This is a genomic window from Duganella guangzhouensis (genome assembly GCF_009674535.1).
GTDB classification, from domain to species: Bacteria; Pseudomonadota; Gammaproteobacteria; order Burkholderiales; family Burkholderiaceae_D; genus Rugamonas; species Rugamonas guangzhouensis.
Genome location: NZ_WKJK01000002.1, coordinates 352,816 through 378,362, shown reverse-complemented (window position 1 = coordinate 378,362; position 25,547 = coordinate 352,816). Strand labels below are relative to the sequence as shown.

The 25,547-nt window shown below is 63.3% G+C and carries 23 protein-coding genes; 7 read left to right on the top strand and 16 right to left on the bottom strand.

All coding sequences use genetic code 11. The features are described 5' to 3' along the window. Positions 1-9: 9 nt before the first annotated feature. From GJ699_RS04870 to GJ699_RS04830, 9 genes are all read right to left on the bottom strand, one after another. On the bottom strand, positions 10-1,809 hold the full coding sequence (locus GJ699_RS04870; RefSeq protein ID WP_154373650.1) for a PhoH family protein: 1,800 nt from the start codon (positions 1,807-1,809) through the stop codon (positions 10-12). 256 nt (positions 1,810-2,065) lie between these two features. Next, entirely contained in the window at positions 2,066-2,527 is a 462-nt protein-coding gene (locus GJ699_RS04865; protein ID WP_154373648.1) for a peroxiredoxin, read from the bottom strand. An 11-nt stretch (positions 2,528-2,538) separates the two neighbouring features. Further along, a complete protein-coding gene (locus GJ699_RS04860) occupies positions 2,539-3,486 on the bottom strand; it encodes a polysaccharide deacetylase family protein (RefSeq protein ID WP_154374116.1) in 948 nt (315 codons plus the stop codon). Positions 3,487-3,507: 21 nt separating this feature from the next. Then, the gene (locus tag GJ699_RS04855; RefSeq protein WP_154373646.1) at positions 3,508-4,560 is read right to left on the bottom strand and encodes a bifunctional UDP-4-keto-pentose/UDP-xylose synthase; all 1,053 of its coding nucleotides are present in this window, start codon (positions 4,558-4,560) and stop codon (positions 3,508-3,510) included. A 44-nt stretch (positions 4,561-4,604) separates the two neighbouring features. Next, complete coding sequence (locus tag GJ699_RS04850; protein ID WP_154373644.1) at positions 4,605-5,540, bottom strand: formyltransferase; 936 nt, start codon at positions 5,538-5,540, stop codon at positions 4,605-4,607. Next, positions 5,533-6,531 carry a glycosyltransferase gene (locus tag GJ699_RS04845; RefSeq protein ID WP_154373642.1) on the bottom strand — a complete coding sequence of 333 codons (999 nt, stop codon included), beginning with the start codon at positions 6,529-6,531 and terminating at the stop codon, positions 5,533-5,535. The genes GJ699_RS04850 and GJ699_RS04845 overlap by 8 nt, the downstream gene beginning before the upstream one ends. A gap of 11 nt (positions 6,532-6,542) precedes the next feature. Continuing rightward, a complete protein-coding gene (locus GJ699_RS04840) occupies positions 6,543-7,682 on the bottom strand; it encodes a DegT/DnrJ/EryC1/StrS family aminotransferase (RefSeq protein ID WP_154373640.1) in 1,140 nt (379 codons plus the stop codon). 144 nt (positions 7,683-7,826) lie between these two features. Then, a complete protein-coding gene (locus GJ699_RS04835; protein ID WP_154373638.1) occupies positions 7,827-9,485 on the bottom strand; it encodes a glycosyltransferase family 39 protein in 1,659 nt (552 codons plus the stop codon). Continuing rightward, positions 9,482-9,877, bottom strand: a complete 396-nt coding sequence (locus GJ699_RS04830; RefSeq protein ID WP_154373636.1) for an Mth938-like domain-containing protein — start codon at positions 9,875-9,877, stop codon at positions 9,482-9,484. Before GJ699_RS04830 ends, GJ699_RS04835 begins: the two co-directional genes overlap by 4 nt. Before the next feature lie 196 nt (positions 9,878-10,073). Here GJ699_RS04830 and GJ699_RS04825 point away from each other — a divergent pair, with 196 nt between their 5' ends. Beyond that, the gene (locus GJ699_RS04825; RefSeq protein WP_154373634.1) at positions 10,074-11,306 is read left to right on the top strand and encodes a pyridoxal phosphate-dependent aminotransferase; all 1,233 of its coding nucleotides are present in this window, start codon (positions 10,074-10,076) and stop codon (positions 11,304-11,306) included. 24 nt (positions 11,307-11,330) lie between these two features. After that, positions 11,331-12,653, top strand: coding sequence for a homoserine dehydrogenase (locus GJ699_RS04820; RefSeq protein WP_154373632.1), 1,323 nt, complete (start codon positions 11,331-11,333; stop codon positions 12,651-12,653). A 113-nt stretch (positions 12,654-12,766) separates the two neighbouring features. Here GJ699_RS04820 and GJ699_RS04815 read toward each other — a convergent pair whose 3' ends face one another. The 7 genes from GJ699_RS04815 to GJ699_RS04785 all read right to left on the bottom strand — a co-directional run bounded on the left by GJ699_RS04815 (position 12,767) and on the right by GJ699_RS04785 (position 19,319). Beyond that, positions 12,767-13,099 carry a BON domain-containing protein gene (locus tag GJ699_RS04815; protein WP_154373630.1) on the bottom strand — a complete coding sequence of 111 codons (333 nt, stop codon included), beginning with the start codon at positions 13,097-13,099 and terminating at the stop codon, positions 12,767-12,769. A gap of 204 nt (positions 13,100-13,303) precedes the next feature. Then, complete coding sequence (locus GJ699_RS04810) at positions 13,304-14,713, bottom strand: sigma 54-interacting transcriptional regulator (RefSeq protein WP_154373628.1); 1,410 nt, start codon at positions 14,711-14,713, stop codon at positions 13,304-13,306. Beyond that, the gene (locus tag GJ699_RS04805) at positions 14,710-15,282 is read right to left on the bottom strand and encodes a hypothetical protein (protein WP_154373626.1); all 573 of its coding nucleotides are present in this window, start codon (positions 15,280-15,282) and stop codon (positions 14,710-14,712) included. Before GJ699_RS04805 ends, GJ699_RS04810 begins: the two co-directional genes overlap by 4 nt. Next, a complete protein-coding gene (locus GJ699_RS04800) occupies positions 15,272-16,696 on the bottom strand; it encodes a sensor histidine kinase (RefSeq protein WP_154373624.1) in 1,425 nt (474 codons plus the stop codon). The genes GJ699_RS04805 and GJ699_RS04800 overlap by 11 nt, the downstream gene beginning before the upstream one ends. Positions 16,697-16,765: 69 nt before the next feature. Then, entirely contained in the window at positions 16,766-17,107 is a 342-nt protein-coding gene (locus tag GJ699_RS04795; protein ID WP_154373622.1) for a ribonuclease E inhibitor RraB, read from the bottom strand. Between the two features lie 29 nt (positions 17,108-17,136). Next, positions 17,137-18,600: a sensor histidine kinase gene (locus GJ699_RS04790; RefSeq protein WP_154373620.1), complete on the bottom strand. Its 1,464-nt coding sequence runs from the start codon at positions 18,598-18,600 to the stop codon at positions 17,137-17,139. A gap of 14 nt (positions 18,601-18,614) precedes the next feature. Further along, complete coding sequence (locus GJ699_RS04785) at positions 18,615-19,319, bottom strand: response regulator (RefSeq protein ID WP_154373618.1); 705 nt, start codon at positions 19,317-19,319, stop codon at positions 18,615-18,617. Between the two features lie 181 nt (positions 19,320-19,500). Here GJ699_RS04785 and GJ699_RS04780 point away from each other — a divergent pair, with 181 nt between their 5' ends. Genes GJ699_RS04780 through GJ699_RS04760 form a run of 5 tightly spaced genes read left to right on the top strand, consistent with a single transcriptional unit; the run spans position 19,501 to position 25,518 of the window. Next, the gene (locus GJ699_RS04780) at positions 19,501-20,565 is read left to right on the top strand and encodes a porin (protein WP_154373616.1); all 1,065 of its coding nucleotides are present in this window, start codon (positions 19,501-19,503) and stop codon (positions 20,563-20,565) included. Continuing rightward, positions 20,565-21,533 carry a Bug family tripartite tricarboxylate transporter substrate binding protein gene (locus GJ699_RS04775; protein WP_195763457.1) on the top strand — a complete coding sequence of 323 codons (969 nt, stop codon included), beginning with the start codon at positions 20,565-20,567 and terminating at the stop codon, positions 21,531-21,533. The genes GJ699_RS04780 and GJ699_RS04775 overlap by 1 nt, the downstream gene beginning before the upstream one ends. 25 nt (positions 21,534-21,558) lie before the next feature. After that, a complete protein-coding gene (locus GJ699_RS04770) occupies positions 21,559-22,644 on the top strand; it encodes an ABC transporter substrate-binding protein (protein ID WP_154373614.1) in 1,086 nt (361 codons plus the stop codon). Positions 22,645-22,655: 11 nt separating this feature from the next. Further along, a complete protein-coding gene (locus GJ699_RS04765) occupies positions 22,656-24,425 on the top strand; it encodes an ABC transporter permease (RefSeq protein ID WP_154373613.1) in 1,770 nt (589 codons plus the stop codon). Between the two features lie 25 nt (positions 24,426-24,450). Continuing rightward, positions 24,451-25,518 carry an ABC transporter ATP-binding protein gene (locus GJ699_RS04760; protein WP_154373611.1) on the top strand — a complete coding sequence of 356 codons (1,068 nt, stop codon included), beginning with the start codon at positions 24,451-24,453 and terminating at the stop codon, positions 25,516-25,518. The last annotated feature ends 29 nt before the right edge of the window (positions 25,519-25,547 follow it).

Genomic DNA, 25,547 nt, shown 5'->3' with positions numbered 1-25,547 from the left:
GGTTGATTTCTACAAGACTTCGCTCGCGTGGTCGGCCAGGCGCGAACGTTCGCCGCGTGCCAGCGTCACGTGGCCGCTGTGCGACCAGCCCTTGAAGCGGTCCACCACATAGGTCAGGCCGCTCGAACCTTCAGTCAGGTACGGCGTGTCGATCTGTGCGATGTTGCCCAGGCAGATGATCTTGGTGCCAGGGCCGGCGCGCGTCACCAGCGTCTTCACTTGCTTCGGCGTCAGATTCTGCGCCTCGTCGATGATCAGGAATTTGTTGACGAAGGTACGGCCACGCATGAAGTTCAGCGACTTGATCTTGATGCGCGAACGGATCAGATCCTGGGTCGCCGCGCGGCCCCACTCGCCGCCATCCGAATCGGACTTGTTGAGCACTTCAAGATTGTCGTCAAACGCGCCCATCCACGGCGACATTTTCTCTTCCTCGGTGCCCGGCAGGAAACCGATGTCTTCACCGACCGGCACCGTCACGCGGGTGACGATGATTTCGTTGTAGAGCTTGGTCTCCAGCACTTGCGCCAGACCGGCCGCCAGTGCCAGCAGGGTTTTGCCGGTGCCGGCCTGGCCGAGCAGGGTGACGAAGTCGCATTCCGGATTCATCAGCAGATTCAGCGCGAAGTTCTGCTCGCGGTTGCGCGCGGTCACGCCCCACACATTGTTCTTGTTGTGGCTGAAGTCGCGCAGGGTTTGCAGCACGGCGGTCTTGCCGTTGATTTGCTTGACCTGGCCATAGAACGGCGCTTCGCCATTCTTCGGTTCCAGGAACACGAACTGGTTGACCAGCATCGACGGCACGAACGGACCGGTGACGCGATAGAACGTCGCGCTCTGGCCGTTTTTATTTTCCTGCCACGATTCCAGATCCTTGCCGTGCTTGTTCCAGAAATCGTCCGGCAGCTGGACGATGCCCGAGTACAGCAGGTCGGTGTCTTCCAGCACGTGGTCGTTGAAGTAATCCTCGGCCGGCAGGCCCAGCGCGCGCGCCTTGATGCGCATGTTGATGTCTTTCGACACCAGCACAATCGCGCGGCCCGGCTGGTCCGCTTCCAGCGAACGCACCACCGACAGGATCTGGTTGTCGGCCTTGCCAACCGGCAGACCCAGCGGCAAATCGGCGGTCTGCATGCGGGTCTGGAAGTACAGCCGGCCTTTGGCGTCCTTGTTGCCCAGCTTGGACAGCGGGATGCCGTTCTCGATGGCGTCGTCGTCGGTGTTGGACACCAGCGCATCCAACGTGCGCGACACCTGGCGGGCGTTGCGCGCCACCTCGGTCATGCCCTTCTTGTGGTTGTCCAGCTCTTCCAGCGTCATCATCGGCAGGTAGACATCGTGTTCCTCGAAACGGAACAGCGACGATGGATCGTGCATCAGCACGTTGGTATCCAGCACAAACATCTTGGTGGTGCCGGTGACATCGGCATTGCGGCTGGTGGACGACTTGATCGCCACCTCGTTCGGCTTGTGCTTGGCCGGATGTGGCGCCTCGGCGTTGATCGGCGTGACCTTGCCGCGTGGCGAGCTCTTGCCTTTGGCTTCGACCGCGTCGGCGGCGGCTTGCAATACCGCTGGCGCGGCCTGCAATACGGCGGCCACGGTCTTGCCTTTGGCCGGGGTTTTGGCTGCGGCTGGTTTCTTTGCTACAGGTACGGCTTTAACGGTTGCCGCCTTCTTCGGCGCTGGTGCAGGCTCGGGGGCGATGTCGACCACTGCCGCGAGGGCAGGGCGCACGTCGGTGGCCTTGGGGTAATCTTTTGCCAACAGTATAGTCGCTGGCTTACTTGGTATTTTTGGCAGTGGCATCAGGATCTCAATCGAAAAATATCTGGAGGAATCCGCCCATGGCTGAGCGCTCGCGTGGCGGGTGCGAACGCAGATGGGGTGGATGCTTTAGGGGAAAACAGGTGAAAGACTGCCGATGGGCATAGTTGCAGCCCGGTGAGTACCGCAAGGTGGCCGGATGGCCACCGAGGAGGGTAAAAGGTACAGTGTTGACTCAAAATGTGGTTACGTTCCTACGGGTTGAGCAAACTGGAGCTGCAACGCGCATCGTAACTGCTTAAGCCTGATGCGCTACAAATTCCAGCACTTCATCGACGTGACCCGCTACCTTCACGCCTCTCCATTCTTTCACCAATTGACCGCTAGCGTCAATCACAAACGTACTACGTTCGATGCCGCGCACCGTCTTGCCGTACATTTGCTTCATCTTCATGACGCCGAACTGCTGGCAGACGGCTTCCTCGGGGTCGGAAATCAGTTCAAACGGCAGCCCTAATTTGGTCTTGAAGTTTTCATGCGAGCGCAGCGAGTCGCGGCTGATGCCGTAGATTTCGGCGCCGGCCGCAGTGAACTGCTCGTGCAGGTCGCGGAAGGCCATGTTTTCCGTGGTGCAGCCTGGGGTGTTGTCCTTGGGGTAGAAGAACAGCACGGTATAGCGCGCCGGACGGCCGGACAAATGGAAGGTCTGGCCGCTGGTCATCGGCGCGGAGAAATCGGTTACTACGTCAGCCACAGGCATCTCCTATAGGTTCATTGGGCAACGGCCGGACCCTGAATAATCAGCGTGCCCGAACGTCCCGGCAGTTCGCCCCAGGTGATGGGGCAAACCGGCAGCGGCAGGTCGCGGATCTTCTGATAGTAGTCCGCCATGGACGCCAGTTGGTATCCCTGGGCTTGCCATCCTGCCAATAGCTGCTCGAATATGGGGGCGAGTTTCTGTCCTTCAAGCTCGGCGTGCAAAGTATATACGTGGTCGCGCGTGGCGCCGGCGGTCAGCTTGAGCAGGAAGTCGGCGATGTTGGCGGTGGTGATGGTCACGCCGTCGATCTCGCAGCCGAGGATTTCGTCCAGCGTCGGCAGCGTGGTCGGCATCTGGATGTGCTGCAGCACTTGCTGGCCATCGGCCAGACGGTGCGGGCCGTCGGCTGGATTGGCCAGCGTGCCATCCGGATTCAGCACACAGCGGCCGTCCGAGGCATAGCCATAGCCGGCATGGTCGTGCTCGTGGAAAGCGCCATTGTTCATCTGCCAGCCGGCGGCACCGATGGTGCGTGGCGCCACGCCAAACACCTGGCTGAAGCGGGCGAACGCCTTGCGCATCATGGCGCTGGCCCAGGCGGCGTCGCGCTTGGCGACATTGTCTTGCCAGCGGGTGTGGTCCCAGGTGTGGATGCCGCATTCGAAGCCGGCGTCACGCACCGCGCGCAGCTCGGCGGCGCAGTCCTTGCCGATGTCCGGGCCGGGCAGCAGCACGCCGTACATCAGTGTCTTGATGCCGTAATGTTCGACCACCGAGGTGCGCGACACCTTGCTGAAAAAGCCGGGGCGCAGCGCGCGCCGCAGCGCCCAGCCGGTGTGATCCGGTCCGAGCGCGAACAGGAAGGTGGCGCCGGCGTGGTATGCCTTCAGCGTCCGTACCAGGTTGGGTACGCCTTCACGGGTGCCGCGATAGGTGTCGACGTCGATCTTCAACACCATCAGAGGTTTGTTACTCAATGCTTAGTCCATCAGTGCTTGAGCGGCGGCCACCTGGCCCTGGTAGGCGTCGAAGATTTTCTTCAGCGCGTCTGCCATGGTGGTGGTCGGTTTCCAGTCCAGCTCTTCGCAGGTGTTGGTGATTTTCGGCACGCGGTTCTGCACGTCCTGGTAGCCCGCGCCGTAGTAGGCGCCGGAGGTGGTCTCGACGATCTGAACCTTGGCGGCGCCTTCGGCGTACTCAGGGTATTGCGGCGCCAGTGCCAGCATCATGTTGGCCAGTTCGCGGATCGAGTAGTTGTTGACCGGGTTGCCGATGTTGTAGATCTTGCCGGTGGCGGCGCCGTTCTTGTTCTCGATGATTTTCATCAGCGCGTCGATGCCATCGTCGATGTCGGTGAAGGCGCGCTTCTGGTGGCCGCCGTCCACCAGCGAGATGTTCTCGCCGCGTACGATGTGGCCGAAGAACTGGGTCACCACGCGCGACGAGCCTTCTTTTGGCGTGTGGATCGAATCCAGGCCGGCGCCGATCCAGTTGAATGGACGGAACAGGGTGAAGTTCAGGCCTTCCATGCCGTAGCCCCAGATCACGCGGTCCATCAGCTGCTTGGCGTTGGAGTAGATCCAGCGCGGCTTGTTGATCGGGCCGCAGATCAGCTCGGAGTTCTCCGGATCGAACTCTTCGTCGTGGCACATGCCATACACTTCCGAGGTCGACGGGAACACCAGGTGCTTGCCGTACTTGGCGGCCGAACGCACGATCGGCAGGTTGGCTTCGAAGTCCAGTTCGAACACGCGCAGCGGCGCCTTGACGTAGGTCGACGGCGTGGCGATCGCCACCAGCGGCAGGATCACGTCGCACTTCTTGACGTGGTACTCGACCCATTCCTTGTTGATGGTGATGTCGCCTTCAAAGAAGTGCATGCGCGACTTGAAGGACTCATTCTCCAGCAGGTCGGTGATACGGTCGGTGTTCATGTCCATGCCGTACACGTGCCAGTCGGTCGTTTCCAGGATGCGCTTCGACAGGTGGTGGCCGATGAAGCCGTTAACGCCGAGAATGAGTACTTTTTTCATGATGGTTTTCCAAATAATGTTCTTGTGCCGCCGGCCGCCGCGTTTCAGGCGCGGGCTGCCAGACGGGTGTGCAACTGTTCAGCGGTGATGGGTTCGCCATCAGCCGTCAGGGAGGAAATCGTCAGCATGCGGCCATCGCCGCAAACGCCAAAGATACAATTATCTACTACTGCCAAGCCCGGTGGCAAACTGAGAGAAACAACGTTGCCGAAATTGCCATTCAAGCGGGCGCGCTGGATCACATAGCGTACACCGTCGAGGTCGGTAAAGGCGCCCGGATACGGCGGCGCCACCGCGCGGTGCAGATTGTAGACCTGCTGGCCCGGCTGGCTCCAGTCGATGCGGCCATCCTCCGGCTTGCGGCCGCCGAAGTAGCCGCCCTTGCTCAGATCGTTGTGCAGGCGCGGCGCGCTGTTGTCCAGCAGCGACGGCAGCACGCGCCACAGCGCCTGCTCGGCCGCCACCTGCACTTTGCCGAACACTTCGTGCGCGGTATCGTCCGGCAGGATCGGCACTTCCATCTGCGACACGATGGCGCCGGCGTCCGGCTTGACGGTCATTTCGTGCAGCGTGGCGCCGGTCACGGTGGCGCCGTGCAGCACCGCCCAGTTGACCGGCGCGCGGCCGCGGAATTCCGGCAGCAGCGAGCCGTGCATATTGAAAGCGGGCGCCACCGCCAGCAGCTCGGCCGGCAGCATGTGGCGGTAGTAGAAGCTGAACATCAGGTCCGGCCGCAGCGCCTGTACCTGCGCCAGCAATTCGGGCGACTTGGCGTCGGCCGGCGTGATGTAAGGGATGCCTTCGGCCTGGCACAGCGTGATGACCGATTCGAACCAGATGTTTTCGCTGGCGCTGTCTTCATGGGTGACCACCAGCGCGACCTCGACGCCGGCCGCCAGCAGCACTTTCAGGCAGCGCACGCCGACATTGTGGTAGCCGAACACCACGGCGCGCCGGCGTGGTTGCAGATCGTCAGTCATGAGGACGGCCCACGGTGCGTTTTTCGACGCCGGGCGGCGCGTCATCGACGCCATCGCCCGGTTTGCGTTGCAGGATGGTTTGCACCACATAGCGCGGCCGCGCCCGCACTTGCTGGAAGATGCGGCCGACGTATTCGCCCAGCAAACCGATGCCGAACAAAATCACGCCCATGAAGAAGAAGGTGATGGCAAACAGCGTGAACACGCCTTCCGCCTCGGCGCCCAGGAACAGGCGGCGCACCACCAGCACCAGCACCAGCAGGCCGGAGATCAGCGACATCAGCATGCCCATCATCGAATAGAACTGCAACGGGATCAGCGAGAAGCCGGTGACCAGGTCGAAGTTCAGGCGGATCAGGCTGTACAGCGAATATTTCGATTCGCCGGCCGCGCGCTCCTCGTGCTCGACCATGATCTCGGTCGGGTTGCGGGCGAAGCGGTAGGCCAGCGCCGGCACGAAGGTGTTGACCTCGGCGCATTGGTTGACCAGGTCGATCACATTGCGGCCGTAGGCGCGCAGCATATTGCCCTGGTCGGTGATCTTGATGTTGGTGATTTTTTCGCGCAGGTGGTTCATCGCCTTGGAGGCGTAGGTGCGCCACGCCGTATCCTGGCGCTTGCGGCGGATCGAGCCGACGTAGTCGTAGCCTTCGCGCATCTTGGCCACCAGGTTGCCGATTTCCTCCGGCGGGTTTTGCAGGTCGGCGTCGAGCGTGATCATGATCTCGCCGCGCGCCGCCTCAAAGCCGGCCAGGATCGCCATGTGCTGGCCGTAGTTACCGTTGAACAGCACCACGCGCGTCACGTCCGGGCGCTGGCGGAATTGCTCGGCCAGGATAGACACCGAGTTGTCGCGGCTACCGTCGTTGACGAACACGATTTCGTAGCTGGTGTTCAGCCGGTCCAGCGCCGGGTACAGGCGCGCGAACAGCGCGGCCAGGCCGGCCTGCTCGTTGTAGATCGGGATGACGACGGAAATTTCTGGTTTCATCAGCGGCGCGTTCATTTAATCAGGATCGCTTTCACGGCGGCGACCGTGCGGTCGACGTCTTCCAGGGTCATGGCGTAGAACATCGGCAGCGTCACGGTCAGGTAGCCCAGCTTTTCCGACACCGGGAACATGCCTTCGTGGAAGCCGCGCTCGCGGTACAGCGTGAACAAATGGATCGGCGAGTAATGGTAGCCGGTGCCGATGTTGAAGCGCTCCTTCATCGCGTTCATGAAGTCGGCGCGGGTGTTGGGACCGTTGTCCGGCAGGATGATCTGGAACAGGTGGTAATTGCTGCTGTCGAAAGCCTGCAGTGGCAGCTGGGCGCCGGACTGCGCTTCGAACTCGGCGCCGAACTGTTCGTAGTAGCGGCGCGCCAGCGCGCGGCGGTGCGCGGTGATGTGATCGATGTTGGCGAACTGGCCCAGGCCGATCGCGGCCATGATGTCGCTCATATTGTACTTGCCGCCCAGCACGTCGACGTCGATGCCGTCGACGCCGCTGCGGGTCACGCCCTGCAGCCGGTATTTCTCGGCGATGCGGGCTTCTTCCAGGTTGTTCAGCACCAGTGCGCCACCTTCGCCGGTGGTCAGGTTTTTGTTGGCCTGGAAGCTGAACGAGATCATGTCGCCGAACGAACCGATGCGCTTGCCGTTCCATTCCGAACCGAAGGCCTGGGCCGCGTCTTCCACCACCCGCAGCTGGTGCTTGGCGGCGATGGCGTACAGGCGGTCCATGTCGACCGGCAGGCCGGACAGGTAGACCGGAATGATGGCCTTGGTGCGCGGCGTGATCGCGGCTTCCACCTTGTCGAGGTCGATATTGCGGGTGACCGGGTCGATGTCGGCAAACACCGGGGTCGCGCCCACTTCGATGATGACGTTGGCGGTGGCGACCCACGAAATCGGCGTGGTGATGACTTCATCGCCGGGACCGACGCCAGCGATGCGCAGCGCGATTTCCATGGTGCAGGTGCCGGAATTGAAGGTGCGCACCGGACGGCCGCCGAAGTATTCCGACATCTGGGCTTCGAACGCCGCCACTTTGGGGCCGCTGGTGATCCAGCCCGAGCGCAGCACGTCGCCGACGGCGGTAATGGTGGCCTCGTCTATCGTAGGCCGGGAGAAGGGCAAAAAGGGCAGGTCAGCACTCATGAGGTGGTTAGCTCTCTTAATATATTTTCATCTATTGACGTATGGCCGTCATTCTAAAGCGTTCGTCAGGGGCGCGCCAGCCGCCGCCGGGCAATCGGCCCGGAGGATGCGGTGTTTAGCCGCCTACCTTTATGGTTTTGTTCATTACAGATTGGTAATGACCATGCGCCGGGTATCTTCCGCCAGCACGCGCATGGTCAGGCCACGCTTCTTCAGTTGCTCGTAGGCGTCGTCGCTGACGATCGCCATCGCCTTGACCTGCTGCGCGGTATGCGCGTTCCACTGGACGATGAAAGCGTCGATGTTGGGAATCGACAGCTCCGGCTGCTGACGCAGGCCGAAGGTGAATTCATCCCAGTAATCGACCAGGGTCACGGTGCGGCCCAGGTAATAAGTCATCGATTGTTCGTAGGTGCCGACCGAGTATACTGGGGTGTCCGGGCCCAGCTGCGGGCGGATCTTCAGCGCCAGCTCTTTGCCGGCGCGCATTTTGCCGTACGGTTCGAAGCCGATCAGAATCAGCTGCACCGCGCAGAAGCCGGCGATGGCCAGTGTCAGCACCGTCAGGTCGCGCCGCAGCTGGCGCGCGTGCAGCGCGGCCAGCGCGCCACCGGCGGCGGCAATGATGGCGGCGGTCAGCACCCACGGCTGGTGGGCCTCGATCATGGCGCGCTCGGCCGGATGGCGCACCGCCATCTGCGCCATCTGCGGAATCGCCGCCAGGCCGGCCACGCCCACCGCGATCAGCAGACCGGCGGCGATCAGGCGGTTCAGGCGCGAGGCGCTTTCCAGATAGGTGGCCAGCAGCAGCGCCAGCGCCGGATACACCGGCAGGATGTAGCCCGGCAGCTTGGAGCTGGAATAGCTGAAGAAGAAGGTGATGAAGACGAACCAGATCAGCAGCAGTAGCTTGGGCTGGAAGCGGCCCTCGTTGCGGCGCAGGCTTTGCAGCAGCGCCTGCGGCAGCACGCCCAGCCACGGCATCACGCCGGGCACCAGCAGCATCAGGAAGTAGTACCAGGCGCCTTCGCGGTGGTGCTCCTTGAGGAAGAAGCGCTCGAAGTGCTCATGAATGAAGAAGAAATGCGGCTGCTCCGGATTGCGCAGCGCCACCAGCACGAACCACGGGCTGGCGATGGCAAAGAACAGCAGCAGTCCCTTGCCCAGATGCAGACGCTTCCAGATGCCGAAGTCGCGCGCCAATACGCTGTACAGCACCAGCACCGCGCCCGGCAGCACCACGCCGATCAAGCCCTTGGCCAGCACCGCCAGCGCCATGCCGGCCCAGCACACCAGCATCCAGTTGCGCTGCTCGGTGGGCGTGGCGGCGTCGCGCTGGGCGATCAGCAGCGCGCACAGGGAAACACACATCATGGCCGACAGGCTCATGTCCAGCGAATCGATCTGGCCGCAGGCCACCCAGAACAGGCTGGAGCCCAGCGCCAGCGCGGCATAGAAGCCGGCGCGCTGGCCGAACACGCGGCTGCCGGCATAGCCGGTGAAGATCACGCCGCCGAGGCCGCACAAGCCGGTCCACAGCCGCGCCTGCCATTCACCGAGGCCGAACACGGTGAAGGTCAGCGCGTTCATCCAGGTTTGCAGCGGTGGCTTTTCAAAATACTTGATGCCGTTGAGGCGGGTGGTGATCCAGTCGCCATTGGCCCACATCTCGCGCGCCATTTCGGCATAGCGGCCCTCGTCGGGCGGCACAAGCGAGCGGATGCCCAGCACGTACAGCCAGATCAGCGCGAACAGCGCGAACAGCGTCCACAGAAACTTTTTGGAGTTGTACAGGTCGTTCATTCGGCGCTCTGTCCGTCGCCGGGGCCGATCACCAGGGCCAGCGTGACTTTGCGGCCTTCGCCCATCAGGATGTTGTAGGTGCGGCAGGCGGCCTGACTGTCCATGCATTCGACGCCGATGCGGCGCATGGTCAGCGCGGCGGTCAGTTTCGGATGGATGAAGCGCTGTTTGTCGCCGGTGCCCAGGATCACCACGTCCGGATTGTCGGCGCCGATGATGTTGAAATGCTCTACGGAAAGAGATTCAAAGGTCGGCGCCGCCCAGGCGCGCGGTGGCGTTTCCGGCAGCACGATCAGGCTGTAGTTGTAGCGCACGGCATTGATTTCGACGCCGGTTTCATCGTAGCCGGTAACGGTCTGGTATTTTTGGGTATCGCTTTGGTGGAGCTTCATGTCGGAAATCGCAGATATCTCGGGGTAAATAGCGGCAAAAGAAGCATCATTGTAGCGTTTTACAGAGGGCTACGGCCTGAAAGGTTGATTAAATCCGCCCCTTTCGGCAGAATGGTCCTTTTCGCATTGCAGCAAGGGCCGGCGCCGGCGGTTTGGCAGGTCATGGAAGTTTGCCTCACATAAACAGGATTTTATTTTGCGACCGATTCAAAAATCGAACAAACTGGCGGAAGTCTGCTACGAGATCCGCGGCCCGGTGCCGGAAAAGGCCCGCCAGATGGAGGAAGAGGGCCATAAGATCACGAAGTTGAACATCGGCAACTTGGCCGTGTTTGGCTTTGATCCGCCGGACGAGATCGTGCAGGACATGAAGATCAACCTGTCCAACGCCGCCGGCTACACCGATTCCAAGGGCATGTTCGCGCCGCGCAAGGCGGTGATGCATTACACGCAGGGCAAGAATATCCGTGGCGTGGCCATCGATGATATCTACCTCGGCAATGGCGCGTCCGAACTGATCGTGATGTCGATGAACGCGCTGCTGAACAATGGCGACGAAGTGCTGGTGCCGGCGCCCGACTATCCGCTGTGGACCGCCGCCGTGTCGCTGTCCGGCGGCAAGCCGGTGCACTACATCTGCGACGAGCAGCAGGACTGGTATCCGGACATCGAAGACATGCGCAGCAAGATCACGCCGAACACGCGCGCGATCGTGGTCATCAATCCCAACAACCCGACCGGCGCGCTGTATCCGGTCGAGCTGCTGTTGCAGATCATCGAACTGGCGCGCCAGCACGACCTGATCATCTACGCCGATGAAATCTACGACAAGGTGCTGTACGACGGCGCCCAGCACGTGTCGATCGCCTCGCTGGCGGATGACATCCTGTTCGTGACCTTCAACGGGCTGTCGAAAAATTACCGCGCCTGCGGCTACCGGTCCGGCTGGATGGTGGTGTCGGGCGAAAAGTCGCACGCAAAAGATTACATCGAAGGCTTGAACATGCTGGCCTCGATGCGCTTGTGCGCCAACGCGCCGGGGCAGTTTGCGATCCAGACTGCGCTCGGCGGCTACCAGTCGATTGACGACCTGGTGGGCCCGGGCGGGCGCCTGTTGAAGCAACGCGATCTGGCTTACCAGCTGCTGACCGAGATTCCGGGCGTCACCTGCGTCAAGCCGAAAGCCGCGCTGTACATGTTTCCGCGGCTTGATCCGGAGATCTATCCGATCGCGGATGACCAGCAATTCGCATACGAGTTGCTGGCCGAAACCAAAGTGCTGATCGTTCAGGGTAGCGGCTTCAACTGGATCGCGCCGGATCACTTCCGCGTGGTGTTCCTGCCGAACTCGGACGATATGGTGGAAGCCTTCGGCCGCATGGCCAAATTCATGGAAAGTTACCGCAAGCGCCATGGCGCCAGCTTTTAATTCAGATCCACAGAAAAGATTTATATGAAACCGATCAAAGTAGGCTTATTGGGCGTCGGCAATGTCGGCGGCGGCACGTTTGACGTGCTGGAACGCAATCAGGAAGAAATCCGCCGCCGCGCCGGTCGCAGCATCGAAGTGGTGGCAGTGTCGGCTCGCAACCTGGAGCGCGCCAAAACGCGCACCGGCGGCAAGGTGGCGGTGGTGGCCAATCCGATGGACATCGTCAACAACCCGGAAATCGACATCGTCGTCGAGCTGATCGGCGGTTACGACCAGGCGCGCGAACTGGTGCTGAAGGCGATTGAAAACGGCAAGCACGTGGTCACCGCCAACAAGGCGCTGCTGGCGGTGCACGGCAACGAAATCTTCGCGGCGGCGCAAGCCAAGGGCGTGATGGTGGCGTTCGAGGCGGCGGTGGCCGGCGGCATCCCGATCATCAAGGCGCTGCGCGAGGGCCTGACCGCCAACCGCATCGACTGGCTGGCCGGCATCATCAACGGCACCACCAACTTCATCCTGTCCGAGATGCGCGACAAGGGCCTGGACTTCGCCACCGTGCTGAAGCAGGCACAGGAGCTGGGCTATGCTGAAGCCGACCCGACCTTCGACATCGAAGGCGTGGACGCAGCGCACAAGGCCACCATCATGTCGGCCATCGCCTTCGGCATTCCGGTGCAGTTCGACAAGGCGCACGTGGAGGGTATCTCCAAGCTGAACGCGGTTGACATCCGTTACGCCGAGCAGCTGGGCTATCGCATCAAGCTGCTGGGCATCGCCAAGCGCGCCAAGGTCAACGGCAAGGAAGGCGTGGAGCTGCGCGTGCACCCGACGCTGATCCCGTCGAAGCGTCTGATCGCCAACGTCGAAGGCGCGATGAACGCGGTGCTGGTGCAGGGCGACGCCGTCGGCGCCACGCTGTACTACGGCAAGGGCGCCGGCGCCGAGCCGACCGCGTCGGCCGTGATCGCCGACCTGGTCGACATCACCCGCCTGGCCACCGCCGATCCGGAACACCGCGTGCCGCACCTGGCGTTCCAGCCGAACGCCATGACCAACATCGAGATTCTGCCGATGTCGGAAGTGACCACCAGCTACTACCTGCGCATGAATGTGAAGGATGAGCCGGGCGTGCTGGCCGATCTGACCCGCATCCTGGCCGATGCCGGCATCTCGATCGACGCCATGCTGCAGAAGGAACCGGCCGACGGCGAAACCCGTACCGACATCATCTTCCTGACCCATCAGACGCAAGAGAAACACGTCAACAGCGCCATCGCCAAGATGGAAGCGCTGTCGACGGTGGGCGGCAGCGTCACCAAGATCCGCCTGGAAAACCTGAGCTAAGACGCAAAAAAACCGGGGCAGCGTCTACGCACGCTGTCCCGGGAAAGGGTTCTCCTATTAACTAACGGTATTGCAGGTACTGCAGGTACTGCGGGTGTTGCTTACTTCGCTGCTTACTTCGAAGCGACGGTCAGTTCGCTTTTCACTTCCTTCACGCCAGGCACGGCCGATGCCACTTGGATCGCCTTGGTGCCGACGTCGGTGTTGGCCACCGCGCCGCTCAACGTGACCACGCCGTCAGCGGTGGTGACGCCAATTTGCTTTTGATCTGCCAGCGATGCCTTGATTTTGCTGGTGATGGCCTCGTCGCTGGTGGCGGCGCTGGTTTTAGCGGCACCGGCCAGGGCTGCATCCTGCTGGCCGGCGGCGAAGGCGGTACCGGTGGCGGCTGCTGCGCTCAGGGCGGTGGCGATCATCAGGCGGGCGATCAGTTTGGTAGTCATCATGGGTTCCTTTATCGAGTTTGAGGATAAAACGTCAGTGACGTTACCCCACTCATTGCAAACCCCGTGCCAGCCTGTATTTTCCCTTTTAATTCAGTGACTTATGTTGAATTTTCTAATGGGAAATCTTGAGATCGTGATTTTTCCGGCCAGATTGCCCGGAATTTGTCGGCAATTGACGACCGTTCGCAGGCCGGAATTGCCAAGTCATTGATTTTTAAGGGTTTCATCCTGTCGCTCAATGGCGACATCGCCCCGGAACTGGCTGGCGTCCAGGTCGTGCTTTTGCAGCAGACGGTAGAACTCCGTGCGGTTGCGTTCGGCCAGACGGGCGGCGTCGGCCACGTTGCCATCCGTGAGTTTCAGCAGCTGTACCAGGTAATTGCGCTCGAAGCGGCGGCGCGCCTCGGTGTAGCTCAATACCTCCAGCGAGGGCACGCGCAGCGCCCGCTGCACCAGCGACAGCGGGATCAGCGGCGCAGTCGCCAGCGCGCACACGTGCTCGACCACGTTATACAGCTGGCGCACATTGCCCGGCCAGGCCGAAGTGGTCAGCGCCTCCAGCGCGTCCGGCGCAAAGCCGCGCACCGTCTTGCCGTACTTGGTCGCCAGCGCCTGCAGGAACTGGTTGGCCATCGGCGCCACGTCCTCGCGCCGCTGGTCCAGCGGCGGCAAGGTCAGCGTGATGACGTTGAGGCGGTAATACAGGTCTTCGCGGAACTGGCCCTCGCGCATCGCGGTGTCGAGGTCGCGGTGGGTGGCGGACAGGATGCGCACATCGACCGGCCGCGCCACGTCCGAGCCCAGCTGGCGCACCACGCGCTCTTGCAGCACGCGCAGCAGCTTGACCTGCAGCAGCAGCGGCATGTCGCCGATCTCGTCCAGGAACAGGGTGCCGCCGTCGGCCGCCTGCAGCAAACCCTCGCGGTTGGCGACGGCGCCGGTGTAGGCGCCCTTGACGTGGCCGAACAGTTCCGACTCCAGCAGCGCTTCCGGAATCGCGCCGCAGTTGACCGCGATGAAGGGCGCGGCGGCGCGCCGGCTGGCTTTGTGGATGGCCTCGGCCAGCAACTCCTTGCCGGTGCCGGATTCGCCGCGGATCAGGATGCTGGCGTCGGAGGCCGCCACCAGCCGCGCTTCGGCCAGCAACTCGTCCATGCACTGGCTGCGGCTGATGATGGCGCCGCGCCAGGCTTCGTCGCGCTGGTCGGGGCCGGCCGCCGGTGCGGCCAGCGCGAGCGCCTGGGCGATGCGTTCCAGCAGCAGCTTGGCGTCGAACGGCTTGGTCAGGTAGGCGTAGGCGCCCAGCGTGGTGGCTTCCACCGCGTCCGGGATGGTGCCGTGCGCGGTCAGCAGGATCACCGGCAGCGCCGGGTAGGTGCGGCGGATTTCCTGGAACAGCCACATGCCGTCACGCTCGGGCAGCCGGATGTCGCTGATGACCAGGCGCGGCAGCTCGATCGATAGCCGCGCCAGCGCCGCCTCGGCGCTGCCGACGGCGGTGACGCGGTAGCCGTTGGCGCTCAGCCGCATCGACAGCAGGCGCAGCAGGTCGTCGTCGTCGTCGACCAGCAGCAGATGGGCGCCCTGGCCCTGTAATGCCTTGATGTCGCTCATTTGTTCACCTGTGGGGTTGAGGCCGGGCGGACCGGCAGCGTGCGTTCGATGGCTTTCAGCGCTTCCAGCGTGTCGTTCAACTGGTCGATGCGGCGCTGGTTGTCTCTTTGTTGCGCGGCCAGCTTGTCGGCATGGTCGTACAGGCGCCGGGTTTCGGCGCAGTTGCTGGACAATAGTTGCGCCAGCGGGCGGAATGGTGCCGCGTCGACGTCGGTCGACGAAGCCACACTGTCCAGCAGCGACTGCGCGCGCGCAAGGTCACCGCTGCCGCGCGTCAGCATCAGCACCATGCCCATCTGGATCGCCACCCGTGGGCTGCGCTGTTGCAGGCCGAGGCCGCTTAGTTCTTTCACCAGCTCGCCCTGGCTCATGCGGCGCAGCGACTGGTGATAGCTCAGCAGCGGGCCGATTTCATCGGCCGGTGCCGGCGGCGGTGTCACCACCTGGATGACTGGCGGCGGCGTGGGCTCCGGCGGCGGCTCGGCCGGCAACGGCGAGTTCAGGGTGCAGGCTGACAGTGTCAGCATCAACATCAGGGCGGCAGGCAGCGGGCAGGATTTAGGTTTCATAAGGCAGTTCGATGCGGAAGTGGGCGCCGCGTTGGGAGGGCTGCAGTTTCAACACGCCGCCATGCGCGGCCACGTATTCATGCACGATGGACAGGCCGATGCCATTGCCGCGGCGCGCGCCGGGCGGCTGGCGCTGTCCCTGGTAAAACGGTTCGAAGATGCGCGCGGCGTCGGCCGGCGCCACGCCCGGCCCCTGGTCGACGCAATCGAGCAGCAGCTTGTCGTTCAGCTCGCCCAGGCGGAAGGACACCAGACCGCCGGCCGGACTGAAGCGCACCGCGTTGGATAACAGATTGCCGATCGCGATGGACAGTTTATCGGTGTCGATGGCGATCGGGCGCGCCTTACCCTCGGTGGCGACGGTCAGCCGCGCCGCTTGCCATTGCAGGCGCTGGCTGTCGATGGCTTGCGCCAGCAGGCTGCCGATGTCGGTCATTTCGCGTTGCAGGTGCTGGGCGTCGAAGGTGGCGGCGTTGTAGCGCAGCAGCGCTTCGATTTGCGATTGCAAGGCCACCGTGTTCTGGTTGAGGATGCCGGCGATTTCGCGCTGGTTGGGCGATAGCGCGCCGGCCACGCCATCCTGCAGCAGCGCCACGCCTTCGCGCAGCGCCGCCAGCGGCGTTTTCAGCTCGTGCGAGATGTGGCGCAGGAAGCGCGCCTTGTCGGCTTCCAGGTCGGCCAGGCGTTGGCGCAGCCAGTTCAGCTGCTGGCCGACGTGTTGCAGGTCGCTGGGGCCGCGCACCGCGATCGGCTGGTCGTAGCGGTTCTCGCCCAGCGTGTCGATGGCTTGCTCGATTTGTTCCAGCGGACGCGACAGCCACAGGCCGAAGCCGCCGGCCAGCACCGCCGCCAGCAGGATGGAGGCGATCACCTGCGCTTTCAGCACCGCGCGGCGCTGGTCCAGTTCGGCCAGCAGCTCGCCGTTGCGGCGCTCGACTTCCTGTTTGACCTCGGTGGCCAGCTGTTCGCCTAGGCCGGGCAGCGGCGCCAGCGCCCTTTCCAGCGCCTGCTGGCGCTTCGTGTTGCGAGTGGCGGACGGCATTTGCAGGATGTCCCAGGCTTGCTCGCCGGATGCGCGCCATTGCGCGAACAGCGCCGGCGGGGCGTCGGGCAGGGCGGCCGCTACCGCGTCCAGCGACAGCAGGGCGTCATGCATGGTGTCGGCATAGCGTTTGCGGAAAGCGGGATCGTCCAGCACCAGGTACTGGCGCGCGCTGCGCGTCATGGCGACGCTGCGTTCCGCCAGTTGCTGGGTATTGGTGGTGAGCGCCAGTGCCAGGCGTCCGCTGTCGCGGCTATGGGCCGCTAGTCGGTCGAGCGTCCACAACGCGTGCAGCGAGGCTGCGCTCAACAACACGGCGATCAGCAGGAAGACGCCCAGCAGCAGCTGGCGAAACGAGAGTTTCGAAAGCATCGCGGGTTATAAAGTGGCCATATTGACTGAATCATATGGCCAAACCGCGCTGACAGCCTGTTCGATTGATTAGTTGGCGGGGCCGACGTCCATGCCGTCGTAGGATTCCAGCTGGTGTTCTTCAGCGAATTGATAGAATTGCTGGTTGCGGGCATGCAGCGTGTCGACCGTGTGCTTCTCGACTTTTTCAATGTGCAGCCACCACAGCGCCGGGCTGTCGCCCTCCGGCTTGGAGTCGTAGATGCCGACCAGTTGATAGCCCTGCGCCTGCAGCGTTGGCACCACGGCTTCCAGCTTGGCCTTGTCGGCGTCGGCGAAGAAATACCCCCACAGCAGTGGCTTGGAGATATCCCAGGGGGCGTTTTTCTTCATGTCGTCAAACAGCGCGACCATTTCTTCTTTGCTAATCATATGTGTTCCTTGCGGGTGAGGCCAGTATTTTACCGCGCCGGGAACTGGAGGCGGACTTTCAGGCCGTGGTCTTCGGCGGCGTCGCTCAGCGTGATGGTGGCGCCGTGCAGGCTGGCGATGTCGCGCACGATGGCCAGGCCGAGGCCGTGGCCGCCCGGATTGCGCTCCAGCGTGGCGGCGGCGCGGTAGAACGGCGCGAACACTCTTTCGCGCTCGGCCGCCGGGATGCCGGGGCCGTTGTCTTCCACTTCCAGCACCACGCCATCGTCCTGTTGTCGTACCCGCAGGCTGACGGTGCCGCCGGCCGGGGTGTAGCGCAGCGCGTTGTCGACCAGGTTGGCCAGCATTTCGTGCAGCAGCAGCGCCTGGCCGTGCACCACGCAGTCCTGCTCCGCGTCCAGCGACAGGTCGATGTTTTTGCCGACCGCTTCGATCGCCAGTTCCAGCCCGACCTGGCGCGCGACGTCGCGCAGCGACACCTGTTCGGCGCCATCGCTGCCGCGATGTTCGATCCGCGCCAGCGTCAGCAAGCGGTTGGCCAGGTTGACGGTGGAATCGGTGGTGGCGGCCATGCTGTGCACCAGTTCACGCAGCGCGGCCTTGCTCTGTGCCGGATCGGCGCCGGGCCGGTCGCATTCGCGCAGTGCCAGTTCGGCCTGGGTCTTCAGCACCGTCAGCGGGGTGCGCAACTGGTGCGAGGCGTCGGCGATGAAGCGGCGCTGGCTGCTGATCAGCATGTGCATGCGCGAACGGGAACTGTTCAGCGCCGCCACCAGCGGCCGCACTTCCTTGTGCACCAGCGCCGGATCGACATCCGAGGCGTCGTCGGGCGCGCGCGTCTCGACCGCGCTCTTGAGACGCATCAGCGGTTGCAGCACCAGCCGCACCGCGAACCACACCAGCAGCGCCACCGCCGCCAGCAGCAAGGCTTGCCAGGCCAGCGTATCGAACAGGATTTGATTGGACAGCACGCGCCGCGCTTCCAGCGTTTCGCCAACCTGTATCAGGGCGATGCCGCGCATCGAATCGTCGTACACCGGCTGCAGCAGCGCGGCGATGCGCACCGGCTGGCCGTGGTAGTTGGCGTGATAGAAGCGCACCAGCGCCGGATAGGCTTCCGAGCGCGGCACGTTGGCCGGCACCGGCGGCAGGTCGGCAAAGCCGGACACGGTTTCGCCGGCGATGCCGGTCACCTTGTAATAGATGCGGCCCAGCGTGTCGGTCTCGAAGCTGTCCAGCGCCACATAGGGCACGTCGGCCACCACCTTGCCGTCCACCACCGAGACCCGCTCGGCCAGCGCGCGGGTGGAGGCCAGCAGCGCGCGGTCATAAGCGGCATCGGCCGCGTCCAGCGCGTTGTGATACACCGACAGCGTGTTGAGCGCCACCAGCACCAGCAAAGGACCCAGCAACCAGCGCAGCAGCTGGCCGCGCAGGCTGCCCTGGGTGGCGCCCGGCGTCAGGCGGCGCGACAGCGTTTGCAGCAGGGCCATGGCGCGGCCGGTCCTCAGCCCGGGGCGCCAAGCGCGGAACGCGGCTGCAGCAGATAGCCGATGCCGCGCAGCGTGGTGATGACGGCGGCTTCCGGTCCTTCCATGTCCAGCTTCTTGCGCACGCGGTGGATGTACAGGTCGATGGCGTCGATGTTGGCATCGTCGCCCAGCGAGAACACTTCGTCGAACAGCTTTTCCTTGGAGATGGCGCGGCCGGTGCGGGTGATCAGGGTTTCCAGCACCGCGTGTTCGCGCGGCGTCAGCGCCAGCGGATTGCCGGCGTAGCGGAACATGCGGGTCACGGTGTCGAAACTGAGCGCGCCGCAGCTGTACACCAGCGCCTCGTTGCCGACACTGCGGCGCAGCAGCGCTTTGACGCGCGCCTCCAGTTCGGCCAGTTCGAACGGCTTGGCCAGATAATCGTCGGCGCCCAGGTTGAGACCCTGCACGCGGTCTTCCAGGCCGCCGCGCGCGGTCAGGATCAGCACCGGCGTCTTGGCGCGCGCGCCGCCACGGGCACGCAGCCGCTTCAGCACATCCAGGCCGTCCATGCGCGGCAGCGTCAGGTCGAGGATCACCAGCGCGTAATCCTGCGTGTGCAGCAGGGCGTCGGCGTCGGCGCCGTTGTCGGCGCATTCCACTGTCAAATTGGCATCGCGCAGCGCCTTGGCCAGCCAATGCTGTAATTCGGTGTGGTCTTCAACTAACAGTATGCGCATGAGGTCTTGCCAGTACGTTCAAATACGTGCAGGGTAAGGGCAGCATCAGGAAAAGGGAAGCCCTTGCGGTACTTGTGGCCAGCAAGAGACATTGAAAGGCAATTGAAAGATTGACGCTCCTATAGTGGAACCCTGATCTCAAGGATCAGGCAACACATATAACTATATCTGGAGACAATTCATGAAGAAATCCTCGTCGACCCTGGCGGTCCTGGCGCTGTGCGCGGCCGCCGGTGGCGCTCAAGCCCAATCCAATGTGCAGGTCTACGGCCTGCTGGACATGGGCCTGGAAACGGCCAACAACCAGAACGCCAACGGCAATAGCCTGACCCGCGTGATCTCCGGCGGCATGAACACCTCGCGCTGGGGCCTGCGTGGCAGCGAGGATCTGGGCGGCGGCCTGAAAGCCGTGTTCAATCTCGAAGGCGGCATCCTGATGGACACCGGCGCGCAGGACGGCGCGCTGTTCAAGCGCCAGGCCAACGTCGGCCTGGAAGGCAGTTTTGGCCGTGTGGTGCTGGGCCGTTCGTTCACTACCGTGTACGATACCGTCATTACCTTCGATCCGATGGGTTTTGCGCCGTTCTATTCGTGGTCGACCTCCGGCCCGGCCACCGGCCCAAGCAAATACGGCTTCACCACCCAGTATGACAATATCATCAAATATGCGGGCACCTTTGGCGACTGGAAGATCGGCGCCAACTACGCCGCCGGCGAGCAGACCACCGGCGCGCAGGACAGCGCCAAAGTCGGCTTCAGCACCGTCTACAAAGTCGGCGGAGCCAATCTGATGGCGACTTGGGAACGCAACAACGGCAACACCGTGGTCGCCACCGGCAATCGCGACAAGAACACGGTGTGGCACGTCGGTGGCAATTACGAAACCGGCCCGCTCAAATTCTGGCTGGTGATGCGCGACTACAAACTGGCAGCCGGCAAGGCCGCCACCGCCGATGTCGCCGCCAACACCACCTGGGGCGGCGTCGCCTACAAGCTGGACCCGGCCACCACGCTGACCGGCGCGGTCTATCACATCAACGTGAAGAACGTGGCCGCCGGTACCGATGCCGATCCCACCATGTACGTGCTGCGCTACCGCTACGCGCTGTCCAAGCGCACCGACCTGCACGTGACCGCGGCCTACGCCAAGGCCAAGAACGGCCAGCTGACCGGCCTGTCGCGCGACGATGCCGCTTATGGCAACAGCCAGCATGGTCTGACTGTCGGCATGCAGCACCGCTTCTGATGAAAACCCTGCTCGCACTCATCTGCGCACTGTGCTTCGGTGCGGTGGCCCAGGCGGCGGAGCTGGAATGCATCGTGCCGTCCAAGCCGGGCGGCGCGATGGACCTGACCTGCAAGCTGGCGCAGAAAGGCTTGCAGGGCTTGCACGACGCGCCGAATCCGCCGCCGTCCGACATGCATATCTCGTATCTGCCGGGCGGCATCGGCGCGGTGGCCTGGCACTCGCTGGTGTCTGGCCGCCGCACCGCGCCGAATACGCTGGTGGCGTTTTCCGGCGGCTCGCTGCTGAATCTCGCACAGGGCAAGTTCGGCACGCTGAAAGCCACCGATGTGCGCTGGGTGGCGGCGCTGGGCGCGGATTACGGCATGATCGCGGTGCGCGCTGACTCTCCCTACAAGACGCTGCACGATCTGGTCGCTGCGCTGAAAGCCAATCCGCAGAAGGTGCTGATCGGTGTCTCCGGCACCATCGGCAGCCAGGACTGGCTGAAGATGGCGATGGTGGCGCGCAGCGCCGGCATCGATCCGAAGGCGCTGCGCTTTGTGGCGCTGGAGGGCGGCGGCGAAGCGTTCACCGCCATGCATGCCAGCTATGTGCAGGCGGTGTCCGGCGATGCCAGCGAAGCCGCGCTGTATGCGGCTAGCGGCAATACCCGGGTGCTGGCGGTGCTGTCGGAGCAGCGTCTGCCCGGCGTGTTGGCCAACGTGCCGACCGCGCGCGAGCAGGGCGTCGATGTGGTGTGGCCCATCATCCGTGGCGTGTGGATGGGACCACAGGCTTCGGATGCGGATTACCACCGCTGGGTGACGGCCTTTGACCGCGTGCTGGCCAGTCCGCAGTTTGCGCAGATGCGTGCCGCATCTGGTTTATATCCCTTCGGGCTGACCGGCGATGCGCTGGCGGCCTATGTCAAGAAAGCCGTGGACGACTACGGCAAGCGAGCGGCCGAACTTGGCCTGGTGCGCTAAATAATCAAAATATCAGGAGATTACGATGAAGTTGAAACATACTGTGGCCGCCGCATGCGCGTTTTTTGCCGGATCGGCCCTGGCGCAGGTGCCGGCCGGCTATCCGGCCGACTATCAGAAGATCATCGATGGCGCCAAAAAAGAGGGCAAGCTGGTGATTTACGGCGCCACCGACAGCAAGGCCACGCAGCCGCTGATCAAGGACTTCAGCGCCATGTACCCCGGCATCACGGTGGAGTACAACGATATGAATTCGACCGAGGTGTATAACCGCTTCATCTCCGAAGTGGCGGCTGGCGGCAACACCGCCGACGCCATGTGGTCGTCCGCGATGGATCTGCAAATGCGGCTGGCCTCGGACGGCTACGCGCTGCAGTACAAATCGTTGGAAGCGTCCAAGATTCCCGGCTGGGCGATCTGGGATGACAAAGCCTACGGCACCACCTTCGAACCGGCCGCCATCGTCTACAACAAGCGCCTGGTCGACGCCAAGGAAGTGCCGCACACGCACGCCGAGTTCACCGCGCTGATTCAGCAGCCAAAATTCCGCGACAAGGTCACCACCTACGACATCGAGAAGTCCGGCGTCGGCTTCATGTTCATGACGCAGGACGCGCGCGAATATCCAAAATTCCAGGATATGGCGAATGCCTTCGGCGTTTCCAAAGTGCGGGTGCAGTCGTCGACCGGCACCATGATGGAGCGGATTTCGTCGGGCGAGAATCTGATCGGCTACAACGTGCTGGGTTCCTACGCGCTGGTGCGCGCCAAGACCGATCCGTCGATCGGCGTGGTGCTGCCCAAGGATTACACGCTGGTGATGTCGCGCGTGTTCTTCATCAACAAGAGCGCGAAGAACGTCAACGCCGCCAAGCTGTGGCTGGACTACATGCTGTCGCAGCGCGGCCAGACCATCATCGCCAACGACTCCAAGCTGTTCGCGATCCGCGCCGACGTTAGCGGCGAAACCACGTCGGCGGAGCTGATCAAACAGATCGGCAAGGACAACATCAAGCCGGTGCCGGTGCATCCTATCCTGCTGCAGTTCCTGGGTCCGCAGCGCCGCATGGCTTTCCTCAAGCAGTGGAAAGACGCGGCCGGTAAAAAATAAGGACGCCCACCATGAACACTCTCGCTCATACTGGACGGCCCCGGCTCAATTGGCCGCGCGGCGTGGTGGTGACGCTGGCCACCGTCGCCATCTTCCTGCCGCTGTTCCTGATCTTCTACCAGAGCTTTTTGAACGCGCCGTTCTTCATGCCGGTCAAGGAGCTGGGGCTGGATGCCTACCGCTTCATCTTTGAAGATCCCGACTTCGCGGTCGCCTTCGAAAACGCCTTCCTGCTGGCGACTGGACTGGCTGTCATCGCCGTGCCGCTGGGCGGCATGCTGGCCTTCCTGATGATACGCACCGACTTGCCGGGCAAGGGCTTGATCGCGCCATGCCTGCTGGTGCCGATCTTCGTCTCGCCGATGGTGATGGGCTTCGGCTACGTGGTGGCGATGGGGCCCGTGGGCTTTTACTCGCTGTGGGCCAAGGATATCCTCGGCTTCATCCCGTGGAATATCTACTCGTTCACCAGTATCGTGGTGATCGCCGGCCTGACCCACGTGCCGCACGTCTACCTGTACGCCTCGTCCGCGCTGAAAAGCCTGGGCTCGGACGTGGAGGAGGCGGCGCGCGTCACCGGCGCCTCGCCGCTGCAGGTGATGTTCAACGTCTCGCTGCCGATGATTACGCCGGCGCTGGCCTATGCCGGTGTACTGGTGTTCTTCCTTGGCTTCGAGGTGTTCGGCCTGGTGCTGGTGCTGGGCGATCCGGAAGGTCACATGGTGCTGGCCACCTATCTGTACAAGCTGACCAACAAACTGGGCACGCCGTCGTATCACCTGATGGCCGCCGTCGCGGTATGCCTGGTGATGGTGACGCTGCCGCTGGTGATGGTGCAGCGCTGGCTGCTCAAATCGTCCAACAAGTTTGTGTCGATCAAAGGCAAGGGCGCGCGCAGCAAGGCCATGCCGCTGGGACGCTGGAAGTGGCTGGCGTTCGCGCTGATCTTCGGCTGGCTGATGTTCACCATCATCATGCCGATGTCGGGCATCGTGCTGCGCTCCTTCGTGCAGTACTGGGGCGAGGGCGTGCAACTGGCCGACGTGCTGACGCTGCAGCACTTCCGCGAAATCCTCGACCAGCCGGCGCTGATGCGCGGCATCCTCAATACGGTGCTGATTGGCGTGATCGGCGGCGGCTGCGCGGTGATCTGCTACTGCGCCATTGCGCTGGCCATGCATCGCAAGCCGGACCTGATCACGCGCTTCCTCGACTACAGCGTGTTGGTGCCGCGCGCCGTGCCTGGTCTGCTGGCCGGCTTGTCCTTCCTATGGGTATTCCTGTTCGTCCCGAGCTGGCTGGATGGCATGTTGAAGGGCATGGACAACGGCGTCGCGCTGTGGCTCAGCGAGCAGGCGATACCGGTGCTGCGTTCACTGCGCTCGACCATCTTCGCACTGTGGCTGGCGTATTCGGTGGTATGGCTGGCTTACGGCATGCGCTTGATTTCGACCGCGCTGCTGCAGGTGGGGCCGGAGCTGGAGGAGGCGGCGCGCGCGGTTGGTGCCACCCGTGGCAAGGTCACGCGCGACGTCACCGTGCCGCTGATCAAATACGGCCTGCTGGGCGCGTGGCTGATGGTGTTCCTGATCTTCGAACGCGAATATTCGACTGGCGTCTACCTGCTGTCGCCGGGCACCGAGGTGATAGGCGCGCTGCTGGTGTCCTTGTGGGCGACCGGTTCCACCGATCTGGTGGCGGCGCTATCGTTCGTCAACATCTCGCTGGTGGCGATTGGCCTGGGCGTCGCGCTGCGCTTCGGCGTCAAGCTACACAATTGAGGTAATCATTATGAAACGAGACATCATGACCAATGAATTGACCGTCAAGGAACTGCATCTGGACTACGGCACCAATCCGATTTTGAAGGGCGTGTCGATGCACTTGCAGAAGGGCGAAGTGGTGGCGCTGCTGGGACCATCGGGCAGCGGCAAGACCACGCTGCTGCGCGCGGTGGCGGGGCTGGAAAGCCCCAAGGCCGGCGCCATCGATATCGGCGAGCGCAATGTGTTTGACGGCGCGCAGGGCTTCGAGATGCCGGCCGAGCAGCGCAATCTCGGGCTGGTGTTCCAGTCCTACGCACTGTGGCCGCACAAGACGGTGTTCGACAACGTCGCCTATGGCCTCAAGCTGCGCAAGCTGGGCGCCAGCGAGATCAAGGACCGCGTCAGCGACGTGTTGAAGAACCTGGGGCTGGGCCATCTCGCCGAGCGCTATCCGCACCAGCTGTCCGGCGGCCAGCAGCAGCGGGTGGCGATCGCCCGCGCGCTGGTGTACAACCCGCCGGTGATCCTGCTGGACGAGCCGCTGTCCAACCTGGACGCCAAGCTGCGCGAAGAAGCGCGCGCCTTCCTGCGCGAGCTGATTGTGCGTATGGGGCTGTCGGCGTTGATGGTCACACACGATCAGGCCGAGGCGATGGCGATTTCGGACCGCATCCTGCTGCTCAATAACGGCAAGATCGAACAGCAGGGCTCGCCGCAAAGCATGTATGAAACGCCGGACACGCTGTTCACGGCGGAGTTCATGGGCAGTAACAACCGCCTGCCGGCGCGCGTGATCCAGCGCGAGGGTCGCCAGGTGCAGCTGGAACTGAACGGCACGCGCCTGCAAGCCAGCGCGCGCGGCACCGGTGCGGGGACGGGCGAGGGCAGCACCATCATCCGTGTCGAGGAAGTGAAGATCAGCGCCACGCCGGTGGACAACGCCATTGAGCTGCCGCTGCTGACCTGCATGTACCTGGGCGACCGCTTCGAATGCCTGTTCAAGGGCGAAGCTGGCACCGACCTGAGTCTGCGCGCCTATTTCAAGTACCGTCTGGAGCCGGGACGCTATTGGCTGCAATTGCCTGCCGACAAGCTCTGGGTGTTCTAAGCCGACAAGTTTCCTCAGGCCGCAAGGCT